Source organism: Macrococcus sp. 19Msa1099, from assembly GCA_019357535.2.
Taxonomy (GTDB): domain Bacteria; phylum Bacillota; class Bacilli; order Staphylococcales; family Staphylococcaceae; genus Macrococcoides; species Macrococcoides psychrotolerans.
The window spans coordinates 875,366-896,547 of the sequence record CP079955.1; the positions used below are offsets into that span (position 1 = coordinate 875,366).

The 21,182-nt window shown below is 37.0% G+C and carries 20 protein-coding genes; 16 read left to right on the forward strand and 4 right to left on the reverse strand.

All coding sequences use genetic code 11. From position 1 onward, the window contains the following. The first annotated feature begins 2 nt into the window (after positions 1-2). The 5 genes from rpsP to rplS all read left to right on the forward strand — a co-directional run bounded on the left by rpsP (position 3) and on the right by rplS (position 2,249). On the forward strand, positions 3-278 hold the full coding sequence (rpsP, locus tag KYI10_04465; GenBank protein QYA33693.1) for a 30S ribosomal protein S16: 276 nt from the start codon (positions 3-5) through the stop codon (positions 276-278). A 5-nt stretch (positions 279-283) separates the two neighbouring features. Beyond that, the gene (locus tag KYI10_04470) at positions 284-511 is read left to right on the forward strand and encodes a KH domain-containing protein (protein ID QYA33694.1); all 228 of its coding nucleotides are present in this window, start codon (positions 284-286) and stop codon (positions 509-511) included. A 48-nt stretch (positions 512-559) separates the two neighbouring features. After that, positions 560-1,057 carry a ribosome maturation factor RimM gene (rimM, locus tag KYI10_04475; GenBank protein QYA33695.1) on the forward strand — a complete coding sequence of 166 codons (498 nt, stop codon included), beginning with the start codon at positions 560-562 and terminating at the stop codon, positions 1,055-1,057. Further along, on the forward strand, positions 1,057-1,779 hold the full coding sequence (gene trmD / locus KYI10_04480) for a tRNA (guanosine(37)-N1)-methyltransferase TrmD (GenBank protein ID QYA33696.1): 723 nt from the start codon (positions 1,057-1,059) through the stop codon (positions 1,777-1,779). Before rimM ends, trmD begins: the two co-directional genes overlap by 1 nt. 122 nt (positions 1,780-1,901) lie before the next feature. Continuing rightward, on the forward strand, positions 1,902-2,249 hold the full coding sequence (rplS, locus tag KYI10_04485; GenBank protein QYA33697.1) for a 50S ribosomal protein L19: 348 nt from the start codon (positions 1,902-1,904) through the stop codon (positions 2,247-2,249). 16 nt (positions 2,250-2,265) lie between these two features. Here the strand turns inward: rplS and KYI10_04490 are convergent, their stop codons facing one another. Genes KYI10_04490 through KYI10_04505 form a run of 4 tightly spaced genes read right to left on the reverse strand, consistent with a single transcriptional unit; the run spans position 2,266 to position 8,778 of the window. Beyond that, positions 2,266-4,866 (reverse strand): YfhO family protein, encoded by a 2,601-nt coding sequence (locus KYI10_04490; GenBank protein ID QYA33698.1) that lies wholly within the window; start codon positions 4,864-4,866, stop codon positions 2,266-2,268. Next, positions 4,850-7,444 (reverse strand): YfhO family protein, encoded by a 2,595-nt coding sequence (locus tag KYI10_04495; GenBank protein ID QYA33699.2) that lies wholly within the window; start codon positions 7,442-7,444, stop codon positions 4,850-4,852. The genes KYI10_04490 and KYI10_04495 overlap by 17 nt, the downstream gene beginning before the upstream one ends. Positions 7,445-7,447: 3 nt before the next feature. After that, complete coding sequence (locus KYI10_04500) at positions 7,448-7,825, reverse strand: GtrA family protein (protein QYA33700.1); 378 nt, start codon at positions 7,823-7,825, stop codon at positions 7,448-7,450. Then, positions 7,822-8,778 (reverse strand): glycosyltransferase family 2 protein, encoded by a 957-nt coding sequence (locus KYI10_04505; GenBank protein QYA33701.1) that lies wholly within the window; start codon positions 8,776-8,778, stop codon positions 7,822-7,824. The genes KYI10_04500 and KYI10_04505 overlap by 4 nt, the downstream gene beginning before the upstream one ends. Positions 8,779-8,900: 122 nt before the next feature. Here KYI10_04505 and ylqF point away from each other — a divergent pair, with 122 nt between their 5' ends. From ylqF to codY, 11 genes are all read left to right on the forward strand, one after another. Continuing rightward, entirely contained in the window at positions 8,901-9,773 is an 873-nt protein-coding gene (gene ylqF / locus KYI10_04510) for a ribosome biogenesis GTPase YlqF (protein QYA33702.1), read from the forward strand. Beyond that, positions 9,760-10,548, forward strand: a complete 789-nt coding sequence (locus KYI10_04515; GenBank protein ID QYA33703.2) for a ribonuclease HII — start codon at positions 9,760-9,762, stop codon at positions 10,546-10,548. Before ylqF ends, KYI10_04515 begins: the two co-directional genes overlap by 14 nt. A gap of 108 nt (positions 10,549-10,656) precedes the next feature. Beyond that, the gene (gene sucC / locus KYI10_04520) at positions 10,657-11,826 is read left to right on the forward strand and encodes an ADP-forming succinate--CoA ligase subunit beta (GenBank protein QYA33704.1); all 1,170 of its coding nucleotides are present in this window, start codon (positions 10,657-10,659) and stop codon (positions 11,824-11,826) included. A 15-nt stretch (positions 11,827-11,841) separates the two neighbouring features. After that, positions 11,842-12,750, forward strand: a complete 909-nt coding sequence (sucD, locus tag KYI10_04525) for a succinate--CoA ligase subunit alpha (GenBank protein ID QYA33705.1) — start codon at positions 11,842-11,844, stop codon at positions 12,748-12,750. A 130-nt stretch (positions 12,751-12,880) separates the two neighbouring features. Further along, the gene (dprA, locus tag KYI10_04530; protein QYA33706.1) at positions 12,881-13,768 is read left to right on the forward strand and encodes a DNA-processing protein DprA; all 888 of its coding nucleotides are present in this window, start codon (positions 12,881-12,883) and stop codon (positions 13,766-13,768) included. Positions 13,769-13,853: 85 nt separating this feature from the next. Then, positions 13,854-15,923 (forward strand): type I DNA topoisomerase, encoded by a 2,070-nt coding sequence (gene topA, locus KYI10_04535; GenBank protein ID QYA33906.1) that lies wholly within the window; start codon positions 13,854-13,856, stop codon positions 15,921-15,923. A 164-nt stretch (positions 15,924-16,087) separates the two neighbouring features. Further along, complete coding sequence (gene trmFO / locus KYI10_04540; protein ID QYA33707.1) at positions 16,088-17,389, forward strand: FADH(2)-oxidizing methylenetetrahydrofolate--tRNA-(uracil(54)-C(5))-methyltransferase TrmFO; 1,302 nt, start codon at positions 16,088-16,090, stop codon at positions 17,387-17,389. A 59-nt stretch (positions 17,390-17,448) separates the two neighbouring features. After that, a complete protein-coding gene (locus KYI10_04545) occupies positions 17,449-18,321 on the forward strand; it encodes a tyrosine recombinase XerC (protein QYA33708.1) in 873 nt (290 codons plus the stop codon). Between the two features lie 11 nt (positions 18,322-18,332). Continuing rightward, entirely contained in the window at positions 18,333-18,875 is a 543-nt protein-coding gene (gene hslV / locus KYI10_04550; GenBank protein QYA33709.1) for an ATP-dependent protease subunit HslV, read from the forward strand. A gap of 10 nt (positions 18,876-18,885) precedes the next feature. Then, on the forward strand, positions 18,886-20,259 hold the full coding sequence (gene hslU, locus KYI10_04555; protein ID QYA33710.1) for an ATP-dependent protease ATPase subunit HslU: 1,374 nt from the start codon (positions 18,886-18,888) through the stop codon (positions 20,257-20,259). A 16-nt stretch (positions 20,260-20,275) separates the two neighbouring features. Beyond that, on the forward strand, positions 20,276-21,049 hold the full coding sequence (codY, locus tag KYI10_04560) for a GTP-sensing pleiotropic transcriptional regulator CodY (GenBank protein ID QYA33711.1): 774 nt from the start codon (positions 20,276-20,278) through the stop codon (positions 21,047-21,049). Positions 21,050-21,182 lie beyond the last annotated feature (133 nt).

The following is a 21,182-nucleotide window of genomic DNA, read 5'->3' on the forward strand; positions in this document are numbered from 1 at the left end:
TAATGGCAGTAAAAATTCGTTTAACTCGTATGGGTTCTAAAAGAAACCCATTCTACCGTATTGTAGTAGCAGATGCACGCGCACCACGTGATGGTCGTATCATCGAAGCAATTGGAACTTATAATCCAGTTGCTAAACCTGAAGCAGAAATCAAAGTTGATGAAGCTTTAGCTTTAAAATGGTTAGCTGATGGCGCAAAACCAACTGATACAGTTCGTAATATCTTATCAACGCAAGGTATTATGGAGAAATTCCATAACCAAAAAATCGCGAAGTAATCGCTATGGAAAAATTAATACAAACCATTGTTACACCGCTTGTGAGTCATCCTGAAGATATTAAGATCACGAAGGAAGAACATGCATCCAGCATTACGTATCATCTATCAGTCAATCAGGACGATAAAGGTAAAGTAATCGGTAAACAAGGTCGTATTGCTAAAGCAATGCGAACAGTTACGAGTGGTGCAGCGCTTGCGTCTGTTAAGAAAGTGTTTGTAGAGATTGATTAAGGGTACCTTTTTTGGTACTCTTTTTTTATGAGATGGAGGTTTTGTGAAATGGAAATGAATGTAGGGAAAATCGTCAATACACACGGTGTGAAAGGCGAAGTAAAGATTTTAACGGCATCTGATTTTGCATCAGAACGTTTTAAGCCGGGTAAAGTGCTAATGATTCCATTTAAAGATGAGCGAGTTACGCTCACAATCAAATCGTATCGCACCCATAAAAACTTCCATATGGTAGCATTTGAAGGTTTAAACAATATAAATGATGTAGAGAAGTATAAGGGTCTGGATGTCTATCAGGATATTGAGAATGAAGATATTATATTGGACGAAAATGAATACTTCTATTCAGATATTATTGGGTGCACTGTGTTTGATGGCGAACGCGAAATCGGTATTGTGAATGATATCTTTGAAACAGGAGCAAACGACGTATGGGTTGTTCAAGGCGATAAAGAATATTTAATTCCATACATTGAAGATGTTGTTAAGTCAATCGATATTGATAATAAAACAATCATCATTGAAGCGATTGAAGGGTTATTATAATGAAGATTGATTATTTAACATTATTTCCTGAAATGTTTGACGTGCTGAATCACTCTATTATGAAACGTGCTCAGGAAAAAGGAATTGTGGAGCTGAACACGGTTAATTTCAGAGATTATTCAGGTAATAAACATAACCAAGTGGATGATTATCCATATGGTGGGGGGCAAGGCATGGTTCTAAAGCCAGAACCGATATTCAATGCAATGAATGCCATTGATAAAACGAGCAAGACACGTGTTATCCTTATGTGTCCGCAAGGAAAACCTTTCACGCAGCAAGTGGCTGAATCGTTAGCACAAGAAGAACATCTTGTATTTATTTGTGGTCATTATGAAGGATATGATGAACGTATACGCGAGCATCTTGTAACTGATGAACTCTCTATCGGTGATTATGTATTAACCGGCGGAGAACTTGCAGCAATTACAATGACAGATGCAATCGTGAGACTGATTCCTGAATCAATAAAAGAAGAGAGTCATAGGGATGATTCATTCTCAACAGGATTACTTGAACATCCACAATATACGAGACCAGCTGACTATAATGGAATGAAAGTACCGGATGTACTGCTTAGTGGTAACCATAAGCATATCGACTCATGGCGCCATGAAATGCGCTTGAAGCGTACTTTTGAACGCCGACCAGATTTATTAGAACACTACCCACTGACTCAGTCAGATAAAGAATATTTAGAACACCTTAAACATGATAATTAGGTGTCAATATATATTGCTTTACACAGTGAAGTATGATATTATTTTAAAAGTGTGAATCACACATAAATCACTATGATCCGCTGAGCGAAGACTTAAGAACATAGGCAGAAGGAGAAGGTAAAATGAATAACAAATTAATCGAAGCAGTAACAAAAGAACAATTACGTACAGACATTCCTGCATTCCGTCCTGGTGACACTTTAAAAGTTCACGTACGTATCGTTGAGGGAACTCGCGAACGTATCCAGGTATTCGAAGGTGTAGTAATCAAACGTCGTGGTGGTGGAATTTCTGAAACTTTCACAGTTCGTAAAATTTCATACGGTGTTGGTGTTGAGCGTACATTCCCTGTACATACACCTAAAATCGAGAAAATTGAAGTATTACGTCGTGGTAAAGTACGTCGTGCTAAATTGTACTACTTACGTAGCTTACGTGGTAAAGCTGCACGTATTAAAGAAATTCGCTAATATTAGACAAACAGAGCTAGAGACTTATGTCTCTAGCTCTGTTTTTTAAATAACGAATATATAAGAAGGTAAGAAGCATGCCTATAACAGAAATTACCTGCATTAAATGGAAATATGGTGGTGTATATTTAATCGTTATATGTTTTGCGTCAGCATCAACCTTAACGGCTGTCATCAAGTAGTTCCCTTCAGAAATCTGAGCTTTTTTACCATCAACTTTAGCACTCATACCTTCTAAAAATGGAACGGGTATAACCACATAGCCTGCTTTATGCTTTGCAAGTGTAATTTCCATCTTGTCTTTATTCTTCTTAAACAAATGTGTATTTGTATTCTTTGATGCTTCTTTTAGTTGTTGGTAATCCTCACCATATATTCCAAGAAGTTTATAGTGATAAGTACCTGTCTTTAATTTTAGATCGATAACATCTGTTGCTTTGACTTTTAACGTGATTACAGGATTAAATCGGCGATAATCATCATTCAAAGGTTTTCTTGACTGATAAATTTCGTTGATCCAGACATAATGATAATCTGTAGCTGTCTTTGATTCAATGCTCAAAGTTACATAAAGATCCTTATACTTATTGATTTTCTTGCTACCGAGTTTATAAGTGATGCCGCCGTTTTCCTGATTCACAATAAGTTTATTGCCCTGAAGTGTCGCATTACGCAATTGCGGCTCGGCATCTTGCATTAAGTTCTTCTGTGGTTTAATCTTGCTGTCGCCCTTGCCTTCAAGTACAACACCATTTAGCATCGCGTGTTCTCTATCTATAGGCTGTTTCAGTTCGTTTGCATTATATACTTTATCGGTCACACGAACGAATGGAAGTCTATGAGTATTATTATAGACATAGTACTTTTGCGACAAGTCATTCTCAGCATAGAGGTTACCACGCTCATACCCATAGGGGATAGTCATCAATTCATTGATTCTGATAATCTGATTGACATTAAATAAACTATTTAAGTTTGCGCGTTCACCAAGACGATAGTAAATAGAGTTACTATCCGTATCCATCGTAATATTTAGATCCTTATCATAAAACTGATAGATATCTTTGTTGAAGATACTTGAATATAATTTTATCCCATTGAACTGCAGTAACATCGGTGTATTATGTGTGATTGATGTCTGCCAGTCTATACGGTCACCAGGCTTTAGCACCGCCTTGATTTCATCGATAATTCTGTTTTGAATCGGCGATTGATAAGTTTTACTTGTAATATATTCGATATTTCGCTCCTTTTCAGGATGCAACGTATCAATCTGTTCGGTCATATATTCATATACAAAGAAATTGGTCATGATAAAGATAACGGCATGTATGAGTATATACAGGTATCTTTTTTTATTATAGATATAATATCCGATTAGAACACAGATTATCGGAATATAAATCAGCCAGATCAGAAACTTCTCGTGACCAATTACAGAAACAGGATAGATGAATAGTGCAGGTATTAAAGAAATTAGAAATGACTTCATTTTAAGTTCGCTTAATTTATCAAGATAGATCGCAGCTAGAATGGAAGTCGTAAATACAAGTAGATAGACCCATCTCCTCTGATCAATTGAGAATCCGTTAAAGAAACTATCAAAATATGGGCTTAAAGAACCGATCATAAAGATAATAGAAAGTATCGCATAAAGTCTATAATCATAATGCTTATACAATACAAACGTCGCTAAAGCGATAACAGCCACTGCTGAAATAACGACATAATAGCCATCATAAAATAAATTATAGAAACCGACCATATCAATGATAGGATTGAGCTTAATTGGGGGTAGTGTTCTGTCATTCATTAAATAGCTTGTAGCACCAGTGAAAAATCCGACACTGCTGATCATCAGTGCAAGGATGCCGCTTATGCTACCTGTAATCAGCTTTTCCTTTAAGTTCAGTAGATCATCATCTTTACTAAAAATCGATCTATATAAAAAATATACAGATACGAAAATAAATTCATAGTAGCTAAAATAAAAGTTAGCATGCAGTGTCAGCGCAACTGCAATTATAAAAAGAAGCGGCTTTCTTTCTCTGAACAGTCGTTCGAGACCAAAGATTGTCATTGGGAGCCACAACATTACATCACTAAAGAAGCTCCATGTAAATGTAAAGAAGTAGTACACTGTTGACCAGCCATAAATAAAGCTGCCGGTAAATGCGGCATAGCGGTTTATATTCATATATCTTAAAAATTTATAAGTCACAAAAAATATAAGTGATAGTTTGATGATTGAGATGAAGATTTGATTTTTTGCCCAGAATACTGGGTCAGTCACATCATAGGATAAAAAAATATCTCCAATATAGATACAGATAAAATTTAAATATGTTATCGGCGATGTAGAATAATAATAAGAAAGACTTTTAAGAAAGTCTCCACCGATGCCAAAGTCCATATCATAGAAGAAATGAAGATGAGAAAACTTATTATACAGATACATCTGAAATGGCAGCATCTGTGCAATACCATCACCCTTGCCGGTGAACAATGTCCCGCGGTCAAACATACGATAAAGGACAACACTATGTGCGATACATGCACATAGTATTGAAGCAAGCAATAGAGATATATTGGGATAACGCTTAAATCTTTGTCTCATCTTTAGTTAACCTCGTAAATTTAATGTAGAATACAGCCAGGATGATACCCATCAATGACAATAGTATCATGAGATAAAAGTATGGAGGTGTGTAATTTAGAACAACTTCCTTTGTGTCTTTGGTTACTGGGATTGTAGTCATAATATAATTGCCGCGCTTTACCTCTGCTTTCTTTCCATCCACGTGAGCTTTCATGCCATCACGATAAACGATAGGAACAACCATCGTGCCATCTTTAGAAGATTTTAGGTTGATGGTCATTTTATTACCTTCATCTTTGAAATTATAGTCAATTTCTTTCTTCATGCTCTTCAACTGTTTATAATCTTCACCATAAATACCATTGATTTTCAGTTTATAAGTACCAGGTGTCAGACCGATTAGAATCTTTCCGTTCTCAGGTGATTTTACACGATACAGCAAATCATCATAATGTGTACGATACTTACTTGTCTGGAAAAGACGGTTGTTGGCATATTTGTTCACATTAATCTGATGATTTGTGATAGGTGAAATGATTTCAACGTGCATATCGACATAGAAATCCTTGTATTGTTGTTGTAGGTTTTGAGGGATTTCGATGATTAATCCACCACTTGGAGGATTGACTTTAAGCTTCTCATTTTGGGTAAGCCAATTTGATCCGCTTGTATTGATGTGTACCTTATCGATTAAATTTTTATTTTTCTTGAAAGGATAGCTTGTAGGTTCGTCTTCTGAAATGATACCTTCCATCATCGCATGTTCTCGGTCGATAATTTCAGTGAGATCCCTAGTATTGACAAATTTATTTGTAATCCTGACAAAAGGAATGGTCTGTGTGTTCTCATAAACTTTATATTTTCCGTCATTCTGAACGAGTTTAAAGTTTTCGGGTACGTCAGTCTGATATGCTTTACGAACGAGATACTTGACGTTGAACAATGACTCAAGGTTGCTTCTTGACTGGAAGGTGGAGTATCGACTGACTGACTCCTCCTTCAGATTAATCTTCATGTCTTTAAAATAGAAATCGACTAAAGCACCATCGAATATACTTGAATACAGACTTACACCTTTAAACCCTTGATACATCGGTGTGTTATCTTGTTCAAGCACCCTCCAGTCGATACGTTCGTCAGCTTTCGTCTTTTGTTTTAGCTGATCGATAATATGCTGTTGCAAAGGTGAATCATAAACACTTGATACAATATAGCTCATCTTCGCACGATCATTGATACCCGGATTATAATTATCCAGTTTATTATGCACTCGAATGACGTCCCAGTTGAAGATAAGAATTAAGATAATCATAGAAATATAGAGCGCACGCTGCTGTTTTTTATCCTTTACGATTAATACTAATAGTCCGACGATAATGATGATCGGAACAATATATACCCAGCTCACCGCTTTATGAATCACAAGATGACTCGCAAAGACCATCGATATCCCGGGAATAACGGAGATGAGATAGTGTTTAACCGTGATTGTTCTAAAGTGCATAATATACATTCCGATCAGACCACTTGTGAAGAAGGATATTAAATAATGCCAGCGTTTTTGTGGAGCACTGAATCCATTGAATACAGCATCTATAAAGGGTGTAAGACTGAAACACATAAAGATAATCGACATGATACTAAAGAATCTGTAAAAATAATTGTCATATAATTTAAAAGTAAAGATGGCCTGAACCGCTAAGAATAATACAATGACTAAGTAATTGTCATAGAAGATATTTGCATTTTGATCGAAAGAATCAAATAAAGAAATACCCGCTTTATATGGTGCACGTTCATTTTGTAGAAAGCTCTTAACACCATAGAAGAAGAACACACTGCTGATCAGTAATCCGATGATCGACATGATAACAAAATGAGGCCACTGTGTTTTACGAGGCACAACATCATATTTTGATCTGAATATATTTCTTGCAATAAAATAGATAAGTCCTGCAAGCAGGTGATAATATGCGAAATAGAAATTATTAATAAATATAAGTGCTGCTGCAATGATAAATATAGAATGTTTCTTATTCTGAATGAAATATTCAATTCCAAGCAACATAAGTGGTAAAAAAATAAAGACATCGCTAAAAAACGACCAGTACAATGTAAATCTGAAATATATAGCGGACATGACAAATAAAAAAGCAGCAAGCATTGCTGATGATCCTGCTAAACGAATCTTTCTAAAGTATAAGTAACTGAAAATAATAGCGATAGCAGATTTAACGATAGAAACATAAAAAGCGTTTTTGGCCCAAAATGAAATACTGTCTGTTTTAAAGTTGAAAAATACATCTAGAAACCAGACGCATATGATGTTTATAAAGTAAATAATATTTGTTGAATAGTAATATGATAAATCCGTAAAATAATCGCCACCAAGACCGAAATCCATACTGTAGAAGAACTCACCATTAATAAATTTCTTATAAAGGTAAAGCTGCATTGGCAGCATTTGTTCTAATCCATCATTTGGACCTGTAAAAATTGTACCATCCTGCAAAAAACGGTAAATATAATAACTATGCCCAAAGATAGCAAGCATCAAGGCAATTACCGGAATAAATATTTTTCTGTTGTTTTTCATCATTTACTCCTTTGTTAAGATATAAGTTGTAACGAAATAAGTAATAGGTATCGTAAAGACTAGTGCAGGGAAAGGGGCATAAACTTTATCGATATGCAGTGATTCCACGAATATATATAGTAGCAGCGTCTGTACACCCATATTCACAACCTGCGTCAGTGGAAATTGAATAAATTTTTTAAAGGTGGGTTTCACTTTATACACAAAATAACAGTTTAAAAAATAAGAAATAATAAATGACACGAGAAATCCCGTTAGATGACTCGTTAAATAACCTAAATGTAAAACCTTTAATAATAGCAAATAGACAAGGTAATAATTGAATGTATTAATGAAACCTACAACAATAAACTTGATCAGTCGACTGTAACGTTTTATCATATGCGTGTTCTCACGTTCTCCTGCAGCTCGTTTTTACTAATATTAGTTTCGCTAATAATGTAGTGGGGTCGACCCTTTGTCTCATAATAAATCCGACCGATATATTCGCCGATAATGCCAAGGCCAAACAGTTGAACGGAACCGAGAAACAATACCGATGCAATGATTGTGAAATATCCAGGTGACTCTACGCCGTGGCGCATAATTTGTATGAAAGTGATCAATATATAGAGTAAGCATAACGTCATAGTGAGTGCGCCAAAATGGAAACAAAGACGTAATGGTTTATTGTTATAGCTAATAATACCGTCAATTGCATAGTCAATCAGTCTTTTTGGAGAGAATGAAGACTGTCCTTCAAAACGTTCAATATTTTTAAAGTTTAATGTCTTTTTGCTGAAACCTACCCATTCAAATATCCCTTTAGAAAATCGGTTATATTCTTTTAAGGAAAGGATGCTATCAATCACACGTCTTGAGATCAGACGAAAATCACCTTCACCATCTGTTAGCTGAATATCAACTGCATTGTTGATAAGCTTGTAAAATAACTGAGTTGGGAATTTCCTGATGACATGCTCTCCTGAACGGTCTCTGCGCATGACCACTTGGTCATATCCTTCTTCATAATAATGAATCATCTCCGGTATGCGTTCAGGAGGGTGCTGGAAATCAGCATCTAAAATAACAGCACAGTCTCCACGAGCTGCATTGAGTCCGGCGATCATAGCAGACTCTTTACCGAAATTGCGAGAAAAGGAAATGTACCTTATTTGTGGAAAAAGGGTTGCCTGCTCTTTTATGATTGATAAAGAATGGTCTTTACTTCCATCATTGACGAGTATGAGTTCATAGTTGTAGTTGTTATTATGCATCACAGCATCAATCTGTTCAGTAAGTAGCTGAATATTCTTCTCTTCATTATAAATTGGTGCGATGAGTGAAATTAGCATAAAGACTCCTTAAGTAATGTGTTAAAATATTAATTATAAATCATAAAGATATTTTAACATACAATGAAGTAAATCGTATTTTGTATGATGATTAAATTAAATAACTGGAAAGAAGTGAAATTATGGCAATACAATGGTTCCCAGGACATATGGCAAAGGCAAGGAGAGAAGTTACAGAGCAGCTTAAGCTCGTCGATGTAGTATTTGAGCTTGTTGATGCACGCATCCCTTACTCTTCACGAAACCCTATGATTGATGAAGTAATCAAGGATAAACCGCGCGTCGTATTATTAAACAAGATGGATATGGCAAATTTAAATGAAACAAAAAAGTGGATGTCCTATTTTGAGGAACAGGGCTTTTATCCTGTGCTCATTGATAGCAAAAATGGTAAAAATCTATCCCAAGTAACGAAAGCGGCAGAAATCGTTACTAAAGAAAAGTTTGACCGCATGAAGCAAAAAGGGTTACGTCCACGTGCAATTCGTGCAATGATTGTCGGCATTCCAAATGTGGGTAAATCAACTTTAATTAATCGCCTTGCAAAGAAGTCAATCGCAAAGACGGGGAATATGCCAGGGGTTACAAAGAAACAGCAGTGGATTAAGGTTGGAAAGACATTGGAACTATTAGATACACCCGGGATTTTATGGCCGAAGTTTGAGGATCAGACTGTCGGCAAAAAATTAAGTTTAACAGGTGCAATTAAAGATAGCATTGTTCATTTAGATGAAGTCGCTATATATGGGATTTCGTTTTTGCAGGAAAGAGACCTGAACACATTTAACAAGCACTATAATATTGATGTCACAGCAGATACGCCGTATATTGAAGTATTTGATGCGATCGGCAGAAGCCGTGGCCTAAAGTTAAAGGGTAATGAAATAGATTATGAATCGGTTGTAGAATTAATTATAAGAGATATACGTAACGAAAAAATAGGAAAATATACATTCGATCATATTTCAATGTCAGAGGTTGATGATGAAGAGTAATGACTATACCATCGCTTTACTTAAAGAAAAAGTAAGAGAGATGAATCAAACAGAACTTATTGATTTTTTTGAAGAAGAGTCGAGAAGTGGTGCGTTAAAAGTAAAGCAGGCGAGAGCAAAACAAATCGCGCAGGAAACTCAAGCAATAGATGAATATGAACAAATGCTCGAATATGAACGTCGCTATAACGGAAAAGTCGTTTGTGGTATTGATGAAGTCGGGCGTGGTCCATTAGCGGGCCCAGTTATCGCATGTGCTGTCATCTTAAACGATGGCCATCACTATATTGGTCTAAACGATTCGAAGCAGTTATCAAAGCATAAGAGGGCATCGCTTTATGACGCATTAACACAGTCGGTTGCATATGCGATAGGAGAAGCAAGTGTGGAGGAAATTGATAAATTCAATATATACGAAGCAACGAAAATTGCGATGCACAGAGCGATAGATAAGTTACCTGTAAAGCCTGACGTACTACTGATAGATGCGATGAAACTGAATACAGGTTTAATTGAGGAATCAATCATTAAAGGAGACGCTAAAAGTATTTCTATCGCTGCAGCAAGTGTTATTGCGAAAGTTTATCGCGATCACCTGATGGAAGAGATTCATAAAGATATTCCTTACTATGATTTTAATCATAATGCTGGATATGGCACTAAAAGACATTTAGAAGGTTTGATGCAGTATGGGATAACAGAGCATCATCGCAAATCATTTGAGCCGATTAAATCAATGATAAAAACAGAAGAAAACGCAAAGACAATTACGTAACTATCGTAATTGTCTGTTTTTTTTAAGCGTTTGCGGTTTACAATAGCGCTTTCATTTTTTATAATTGGAACGTAAGCTAAATTAATGTGCACTATAGGAGGATGGACAATGAATATCCATGAGTATCAAGGGAAAGAGATTTTTCGCTCTATGGGTGTAGCAGTTCCGAACGGTTCTGTTGCTTATACACCTGAAGAAGCAGTTGAAGTAGCTAAAGGTCTAAAAGAAGGGGTCTACGTCGTTAAAGCTCAAATTCACGCTGGTGGCCGTGGTAAAGCTGGCGGTGTTAAGATTGCAAAATCTTTAGAAGAAGTTGAAAGCTACGCGAAAGAATTACTTGGAAAAGTATTAGTTACGCATCAAACTGGTCCTGAAGGTAAGGAAGTTAAACGTCTTCTAGTTGAAGAAGGATGCGATATAAAAAAGGAATATTATTTAGGTTTCGTACTAGACCGTGCTACAGACAGTGTAGTATTAATGGGTTCTGAAGAAGGTGGGACTGAAATTGAAGAGGTAGCTGAAGCGACACCTGAAAAAATCTTTAAAGAAGTTATCGATCCAGTTGTTGGATTAATGCCTTATCAAGCACGTCGTCTAGCATTTAACATTAATATTCCGAAAGAATCTGTAAATAAAGCAGTAAAAATTATGCTAGGTCTATATGATGTATTTATGAAGAAAGATGCTTCAATCATTGAAATTAACCCACTTGTAACAACAGGTGAAGGGGAAGTTTTAGCGCTTGACGCTAAAATTAACTTTGATGCAAACGCATTATTCCGTCAAAAAGACGTTATGGAACTACGTGATTTAGATGAAGAGGATCCAAAGGAAATCGAAGCATCTAAATATGATTTATCATATATCGCTTTAGATGGGAATATCGGTTGTATGGTAAACGGTGCCGGTCTTGCGATGGCAACGATGGATACAATTAATCATTTCGGCGGAAATCCGGCGAACTTCCTTGATGTAGGGGGCGGCGCAACGAAAGAGAAAGTTACTGAAGCATTCAAAATCATTTTAGGTGATGAGAAGGTTGAGGGGATTTTCGTTAATATCTTCGGTGGTATCATGAAGTGTGATGTAATCGCAGAAGGTGTTGTTGCAGCGGCTAAAGAATTAGAATTAACAATCCCATTAGTGGTACGTTTAGAAGGTACAAATGTGGATCAAGGTAAAGAAATTCTAGGTAATTCAGGATTAGCAATTACACCAGCAAGCACGATGGCTGAAGGTGCACAAAAAATCGTTGAATTAGTAAAAGAAGCTAAATAGGAAGCGGGGATAATCGTGGGAGTATTTATTGATAAAGATACAAAAGTAATCGTACAAGGAATTACAGGATCAACAGCATTATTTCATACGAAACAAATGATTGAATATGGTACAAAGATCGTTGCCGGTGTTACACCAGGTAAAGGTGGTATGGAAGTTGAAGGCGTACCGGTATTTAATACCGTTGAAGAAGCAGTAAAAGCAACAGGTGCTACGGTATCTGTTATATATGTACCAGCACCATTTGCTGCAGATGCAATTGTTGAATGTGTAGATGCTGAATTAGATTTAGCAATCTGTATTACAGAACATATTCCAGTATTAGATATGGTTAAAGTGAAACGTTATATGCAAGGTAAGAAAACACGCTTAGTTGGACCGAACTGTCCTGGTGTTATTACTGCTGATGAGTGTAAAATCGGGATTATGCCAGGATACATTCATAAAAAAGGTCACGTTGGCGTTGTAAGCCGTTCTGGAACATTGACTTATGAAGCAGTGCATCAGCTAACACAAGCAGGTATTGGTCAAACAACAGCTGTAGGTATCGGTGGAGATCCTGTAAACGGTACGAACTTCATCGATGCACTAGAAGCGTTTAACAATGATCCTGAAACTTTAGCTGTTGTGATGATCGGTGAAATCGGTGGGACAGCGGAAGAAGAAGCTGCTGAATGGGTAAAAGCGAACATGACGAAACCTGTTGTAGGCTTTATCGGTGGTCAGACTGCACCTCCAGGTAAACGTATGGGACATGCTGGTGCGATTATTTCTGGCGGTAAAGGTACGGCTGAAGAAAAGATTAAAACAATGAATGCTTGCGGCATTAAAACTGCAGCGACACCTTCTGAAATTGGTTCTACATTAATCGAACGTATTAAAGAAGAAGCAGGCTTATACGAAAAATGTTTAACAGTTAAATAAAAAAGAATCCGGACGACCTATATATGAGTTATAGGTCGTCCGGTATTTTTTTATTAATATTTACAAATATTAATACTTAAATGAAATGAAATTAAAGAACACCTATTAGAATAGTAATGAGGTGACAGATATGAAACGACATCATAAACTTTTAAAACTCATTTATGCAGGTTTCACGACTCAGGAGTTACACAAGATATATAATGTTTACCATTCATTTGATTTAAATTTTCTTCAGCTCAAGCCTATATTACGACAAATTCTTAACTGCCATGAGCGCACGCTGGATAATAAGTTATCAAAATTTCAGAATCTCAAAATCAAAACGCTGTTAGAAGAGCTTGCAAACAAGGAGATCACCCCAATCTATTTTGATTCAGAAGCGTACCCACAACTACTGCTTGAAATTTATGATTATCCTTTTGTTTTATTCGCAAAAGGCAATATTAATCTTCTTAACTATACGAATGCCTTAGCGATTGTAGGGAGCAGAGATGCAACGAATTATACAGCAGATGCCCTGGACCAGATTGTACCGGTACTGATAAAAAATAATATATACATCGTCAGTGGTCTGGCAAAAGGCGCAGATAATTATGCGCATCTGGCATGTAACTTTTATGGAGGTCATACGATTGGAGTCCTCGCGTATGGTCATGATTTCATCTATCCTGCAGAGACTACTTTAATAAGAAGGCTGATGGAAAAACATCACATCGTGATAAGTGAATATCCACCGGCTACACCGATACAAAAGTTTAGATTTCCAGAACGTAATAGAATTATTAGCGGTCTTGCTCAAGGCATCCTGATCACTGAAGCAAAAGAGAGGAGTGGGAGTTTAATAACGCTGGATCAAGGTTTAGAACAGAATAGGAACATCTATTGTCTGCCAGGACCTATCATTCATGAACTTTCAGCAGGATGTAATAAAAGGATCAAAGAAGGTGCAAAGCTTGTTCAATGTGCACAGGATATTATAGAAGATTATTTTTTTCCTGATATTTCAAAAAATTAAAACTATATTTATGAGTTTTATTTGACAATCACTTACTTATACGTATATTATTTATCATTGAAAACAAATTAAGTAAGAGGGGGATATACAATTGGCAGAAAATCTCGTCATTGTTGAGTCGCCTGCAAAAGCTAAAACCATTGAAAAATATTTAGGGAAGAAATTTAAAGTGGTCGCATCTATGGGGCATGTACGTGATTTACCGCGTAGCCAGATGGGCGTTGATACTGAAAATGATTTTGAACCAAGATATATAACGATTAGAGGAAAAGGGCCTATCGTACAAGATTTAAAAAGACATGCAAAGCGCGCGAAACATGTTTATCTTGCGAGTGACCCGGACCGTGAAGGTGAAGCGATTGCCTGGCATTTGGCACATATACTGAATATAGATGAAAAAGCAGAATCCAGAGTTGTATTTAATGAAATTACAAAGGATGCTGTCAAAGAGAGTTTTAAGCATCCAAGACAAATTGAACAAAATCTTGTTGATGCTCAGCAAGCACGACGTATACTTGACCGTCTCGTAGGTTATAATATTTCTCCGGTATTATGGAAAAAAGTTAAAAAAGGACTTTCGGCTGGCCGTGTTCAATCTGTGGCACTTAAGCTTATTATTGATCGAGAAGAAGAAATCAATGCGTTTAAACCAGAGGAATACTGGACGATTGACGGATTATTTGAATATGATAAAAAACAGTTCAAGGCAAAGTTCTTACATGAGAATAATAAACCTAAGAAATTAAAGCAGGAAGACGACGTTAAAGCAATTGTCAAACAACTGAAATCAGATACATTTAAAGTGACAGATGTCACAAAAAAAGAAAAACTCAGAAATCCTGCACAACCCTTTACTACAAGTTCGCTGCAACAAGAAGCTGCACGTAAGCTTAACTTCAAAGCACGTAAAACAATGATGCTTGCACAACAATTATATGAAGGGATCGACCTTAAGAAACAAGGTACAGTCGGGCTGATTACATATATGCGTACGGATTCTACTCGTATTTCAGATACTGCAAAGAATGAGGCTGCAAGCTATATTGAAGAACATTACGGTAAAGAATTCTTGTCTAAACGCAGAAGTAAGAGTGGAGGTGCCCAAGATGCACATGAAGCAGTACGCCCAACATCGGTGATGCGTACGCCTTCTGAGATGAAAGCGTATCTTTCTAGAGATCAGCTACGCCTATACAAATTGATCTGGGAGCGTTTTATGGCAAGTCAAATGGCTGCAGCAGTCATTGATACGGTCAGTGTAGACCTTGTTCAGGATAATATTAAATTTAGAGCAAATGGTCAGACAATTAAGTTTAAAGGATTTATGAGCGTGTACATCGAAGGTCAGGATGAAGAGACTGAAGACGGAGAGAATAAATTGCCGGTGCTGGAAGTGGGTAACACAGTTAAGGCTGTTAATATCGACGAAAATCAGCATTTCACACAACCACCTCCACGCTACACTGAAGCACGTCTTGTTAAAACGATGGAAGAAAAAGGTATTGGCAGACCTTCAACTTATGCACCAACCATAGATACGATTCAAAAGCGTAATTATGTAAAAGTTGACCAGAAGAAATTTTATCCGACGGAGCTTGGCATCATTGTCAACGAGTCTGTTAAAGAATACTTTCCTGAAATTATTGATATTGATTTCACGGTGAATATGGAGACATTATTGGATAAAATTGCAAGTGGAGATATGGAATGGAAGAAAGTTGTTTCAACATTTTATGGTGATTTTAAAACGCATGTTGAACGTGCAGAAGCAGAAATGGAAAAGATTGAAATTAAAGACGAGCCAGCAGGAGAAGATTGTGAGAAATGCGGTTCTCCGATGGTATATAAAATGGGACGTTACGGTAAATTTATGGCCTGTTCAAATTTCCCTGACTGCAGAAATACAAAAGCAATCGTCAAAACTATTGGTGTACCATGTCCAAAGTGTAAAGATGGCGAAGTTGTTGAACGTAAATCTAAGAAAAATAGAATTTTTTATGGCTGCAGTAATTTTCCAGAATGTGATTATATTTCTTGGGATAAACCTATTGCAAGAAATTGTCCGAAGTGTGACACGCAGCTTGTGGAACGCAAAAAAGGGAAGCAGACACAAGTTGTATGCACGAATTGTGATTATGATGAGAAGCCTCAATAACACATCCATAAATAATCATGTTAATCTGAGAACAGATTTGAAATATAATCTGTTCTCTATTATTTTTTCGATTTTTGTGAAAAATGAATCTGTTTTTAATAATAATAGTTTATTTCATTACAAAATTGTAATACAATCATGAAGGATATTCAGGAGGAGATACTATGACAACTGTAAATATAATTGGCGCTGGGCTTGCGGGTAGTGAAGCGGCATACCAATTAGCAAAACGAGGTATTAAAGTTAAACTATATGAAATGAGGCCGGTAAAGCAGACCCCAGCTCATCATACAGACAAATTTGCTGAACTTGTCTGCTCGAATTCATTACGAGGCAATGCATTGACGAATGCTGTCGGTGTTCTTAAAGAAGAGATGCGTAGACTCGATTCGTTAATCATCAAAGCTGCTGATAACGCAAGCGTACCCGCAGGCGGAGCACTAGCTGTAGATAGACATGAATTCAGTGGATATGTGACAGATACATTAAAGCAACATGCAAATATTGAAGTTATCAATGAAGAAATTACGGAGATACCAGATGGACCGACGATAATTGCGACTGGCCCATTAACTACTGAAAGCTTATCAAAACAAATTCAGACGCTAACAGGACAAGATCATCTCTACTTCTATGATGCGGCTGCACCTATCATTGAAAAGGATTCAATCGATATGGATAAAGTGTATTTGAAGTCGCGTTATGATAAAGGTGAGGCTGCATATTTGAACTGTCCGATGACAGAAGAAGAGTTCAATACATTCTATGATGCTTTACTTGAAGCAGAAGTAGTGCCATTAAAGGAATTCGAAAAAGAAATCTACTTTGAGGGCTGTATGCCGTTTGAAGAGATGGCGAAGCGAGGGCGTAAAACACTATTGTTTGGACCAATGAAGCCTGTTGGTCTAGAAGATCCTAAGACTGGGGAACGTCCATATGCAGTTGTCCAGTTACGTCAGGATGATGCAGCAGGAACACTTTATAATATTGTAGGTTTTCAGACACATTTGAAGTGGGGCGCACAAAAAGAAATATTAAAGCTGATTCCTGGTCTTGAAAATGTGGAAGTTGTCAGATATGGTGTTATGCACCGCAACACGTTTATCAATTCGCCGACAAATCTACAGCAGACGTATCAATTTAAAGGCAATGACAGTCTGTTTCTGGCTGGACAGATGACAGGTGTAGAAGGTTATGTGGAAAGTGCAGCAAGTGGATTAGTTGCAGGAATCAATATGGCGAAGTATGTTGACAATAAGCCTGTGATTACATTCCCTGAAAATACAGTGATCGGTTCAATGGCATATTACATCACGCATACAAGCAGCAAGAACTTTCAACCGATGAACGCCAATTTCGGACTCTTGCCAAGTTTAGATAAACGTATTAAAGATAAAAAAGAACGATATGAAGCGCTCGCAGCACGCGCATTAGCTTCTTTAGAACATTTTAAAGTTACTTTATAGTGTTTTAGTTGTGTGTCAATTTTAAATTGTGATAGAATTCAGATAAATAGGAGGACTGTATGGACACTAATGATTTGCAAAGATTCTTAACTTACTTGAAGAATGAGCGTAATTTTTCAGACCATACTGTTACTGCCTATAAAAATGATGTACTGCAGTTTATTGCGTTTTTAGAACACGAACAGTTAGAGTTTAGAACTTTTGAATATCGTGATGCGAGAAATTACCTCGTGAGTCAATATAACAAAGGGCTTGAACGTACGACGGTGTCGAGAAGAATTTCTGCGTTACGCTCTTTTTATGGGTTTTTATATGATGGAGACGAAAGCAATCCCTTTGTACAACTTGTTCATCCGAAACAAAAGAAGTATCTGCCTGAATTCTTCTATGAAAAAGAGATGACTTTATTGTTTAATAGTATCGACATGTCAAAACCATTCGCAGTAAGGGATAAATTCATACTTGAGATGTTGTATGCTACAGGTATGCGTGTTTCAGAGTTTATTGAGCTGAAGAGTGATGCATTCGATCTAGGACTTATGACAGTAAAGGTGATGGGGAAAGGCCGTAAAGAAAGAATTATTCCTTATGGTGCCTATGCACATCGGTCATTACTGGATTATCTGGATTTTAGAAACAGCAAGGTGATAACGCATGACTATTTACTGGTTAATCAGCGGGGTGGTCCTCTCACCGCTAGGGGACTGACATATATTCTTGATATGCTGATTAAGAGGAGTAGTGCGGATGGACATATCCATCCCCATAAATTAAGACATACATTCGCAACACACTTATTGAATAATGGAGCAGATTTGCGTACTGTTCAGGAATTGCTTGGCCATGTCAATTTATCGACAACGAGCAAATATACGCATATAACGAAAGCGCACTTAAGAAATTCATATTTAAAAGCACATCCAAGAGCATAAGGAGTGAAAGAATGAATAATCAATTACATGCTACGACAATTTTTGCAATCAGACATAATGGTCGGGCGGCGATGAGTGGTGATGGTCAAGTGACACTCGGCCAACAGGTCATTATGAAACAGACTGCAAGAAAAGTGAGAAGACTTTTTAATGATGAAGTCATGGCAGGATTTGCCGGCAGTGTTGCAGATGCATTTACGTTATTTGAAATGTTTGAAGCAAAACTTCATGAATATAATGGTAATTTATCACGTGCAGCAGTTGAGCTTGCCAAAGAATGGCGTGGCGACAAAATGTTACGTCAACTTGAAGCGATGCTGATTGTTATGAACAAAGATGAACTGCTTGTCGTGAGTGGTACAGGCGAAGTGATCCAGCCTGATGATGATATTATTGCGATTGGTTCAGGTGGGAATTATGCGCTAAGTGCGGGGCGTGCATTAAAGCGTCATGCCAGTACATTGAGCGCCCGCGATATCGCACAGGCTTCTTTAGAAACAGCAGCTGATATATGTGTATTCACAAATCATAATATTATTATTGAAGAAATTTAGGAGGCAAATCATGAAGTCAGCGAACTTAACGCCAAGACAAATCGTTAGTCATCTTGATGAACATATTATCGGTCAGCAGGATGCAAAGAGGAAAGTGGCGGTAAGCTTAAGAAATCGTTACCGTCGTATGGCACTAGATGATGAGATTCAAAAGGAAGTTATTCCTAAGAACATATTGATGATTGGGCCAACGGGTGTCGGTAAAACAGAGATAGCGAGACGAATGGCAAAGCTGGTTGGCGCGCCTTTTGTAAAAGTAGAAGCAACCAAATATACAGAAGTCGGTTATGTAGGTCGCGATGTTGAAAGTATGATAAGGGATCTTACAGAAAATGGTGTCAGGTTAATTAAAGAGAAGAAAAAACAGGAAGTTCTAGAAGAAGCTAAACGAAATGCAGAAGAACGCCTTGTTAAGTTGCTCGTTCCAGCGATGAAGAAAAAAGAAAATAAAGCTGGAAATCCATTTGAAATGCTGTTCAATCAAACTATCCAAGAAGAAGAAGATGCACCAGATGAGCATGTAAAATTAAAACGTAAAGATATTCAAGTTCAGCTGAAAGCAGGAAAATTAGAAGATGAAACTGTCAAGATTAAAGTAGACCAAGAATTTAAAGGACTGAATATGTTCGGTATGGATATGCAGAACAATCAAATGCAGGATATGTTCAGTCAGATGATGCCGAAGAAGAAGGTTGAACGTACGTTAAAGGTTTCAGATGCAAGGGACGTTCTGATTGATGAAGAAGCAACAAAGCTGATCGATGAAGAATCAATGCATAGTGAAGCTGTAGCCTTAACTGAGCAGTTAGGAATTGTATTTATCGATGAAATAGATAAGATAGCCGGAGGTAACCAAGGGCCGGATGTTTCAAGACAAGGTGTTCAGCGTGATATATTACCGATTGTTGAAGGTAGTGTAGTTCAGACGAAGTATGGAGCTGTTAATACTGAACACATCCTATTCATAGGTGCTGGGGCTTTCCATGTGTCCAAACCAAGCGACCTGATTCCAGAGTTACAAGGGAGGTTCCCGATTCGGGTGGAGCTTGATAAGCTTTCGGTAGATGATTTCAAAAGAATACTAAAAGAACCGAAACTATCGTTGTTAAAACAGTATGAAAGTTTGCTGGCGACAGAAGATGTTACTATCCAGTTTACGGATGAAGCGATTGACAGACTCGCGGAAATGTCCTATGAAGTGAATCAGGAAACAGATAACATTGGTGCAAGACGCCTACATACAATTTTAGAAAAGATGCTTGAGGATCTGCTGTTTGAGGCTTCGGAAATGCCGAACGCACATGTAGATATTACTGCGCAATATGTCGATGCTAAACTAGGAAACATTACAAAAAATAAAAATTTAAGTGAATTTATACTTTAAAGGAGTGCCTTTTAATATGGGATTATTACAAAAAACGAGAAAGATTAACAAACTTTTACAGGAGCATAAAGGGATTGCAGTTGATTTTAAAGAAATGGCAGATTATCTTGGTTCAACGATGCAATCTAATGTGTTCATCTTATCACGTCGCGGAAAGTTATTAGGTTTTGGTGTTAATGAACTACTTAAGAACGAACGCATTATCAAGATGCTTGAGGAACGTCAGTTTCCAGAAACATATGTTGAGCTACTTTTAAATATTGATGAGACAAAGAGCAATATTCAAATAGAAAATGACCTTTCTGTGTTCCCATCTGAAAATGCAGACTTATTCGCTCAGTCTAATACGGTTATTATCCCGATAAAAGGGGGCGGTACACGCCTTGGAACGCTTGTATTAGGCCGTGTAGATAGAGCGTTTGATGATGAGGATCTCGTACTAGGAGAATATGCAGCTACTGTAGTAGGTATGGAAATTCTGCGTGAAAAGCACGCTGATGTTGAAAAGCTTGCGAGAGATAAAGCAGCAATCAATATGGCTATTAATTCACTATCGTATTCAGAGAAAGAAGCGATTGAACATATCTTTGAAGAATTAGGGGCATCAGAAGGATTACTTGTTGCTTCTAAAGTAGCAGATAGAGTCGGAATCACGCGTTCGGTTATCGTTAATGCACTCCGTAAGCTTGAAAGCGCAGGAGTTATTGAATCGCGATCGCTTGGTATGAAGGGTACATTTATCAAAATTAAAAAAGAACATTTCTTAGAGGAACTATCTGCGTCACATTAATCAATGTGATAAATATACAAACTTATAAGAGATAATTTATGTTTCTTTTAATTTTTATTATTGAATGTAATATTGATTTATGTTATATTAATCTATGGCTAAAAAGCCAAATTCACACATTACAGATAAGTAT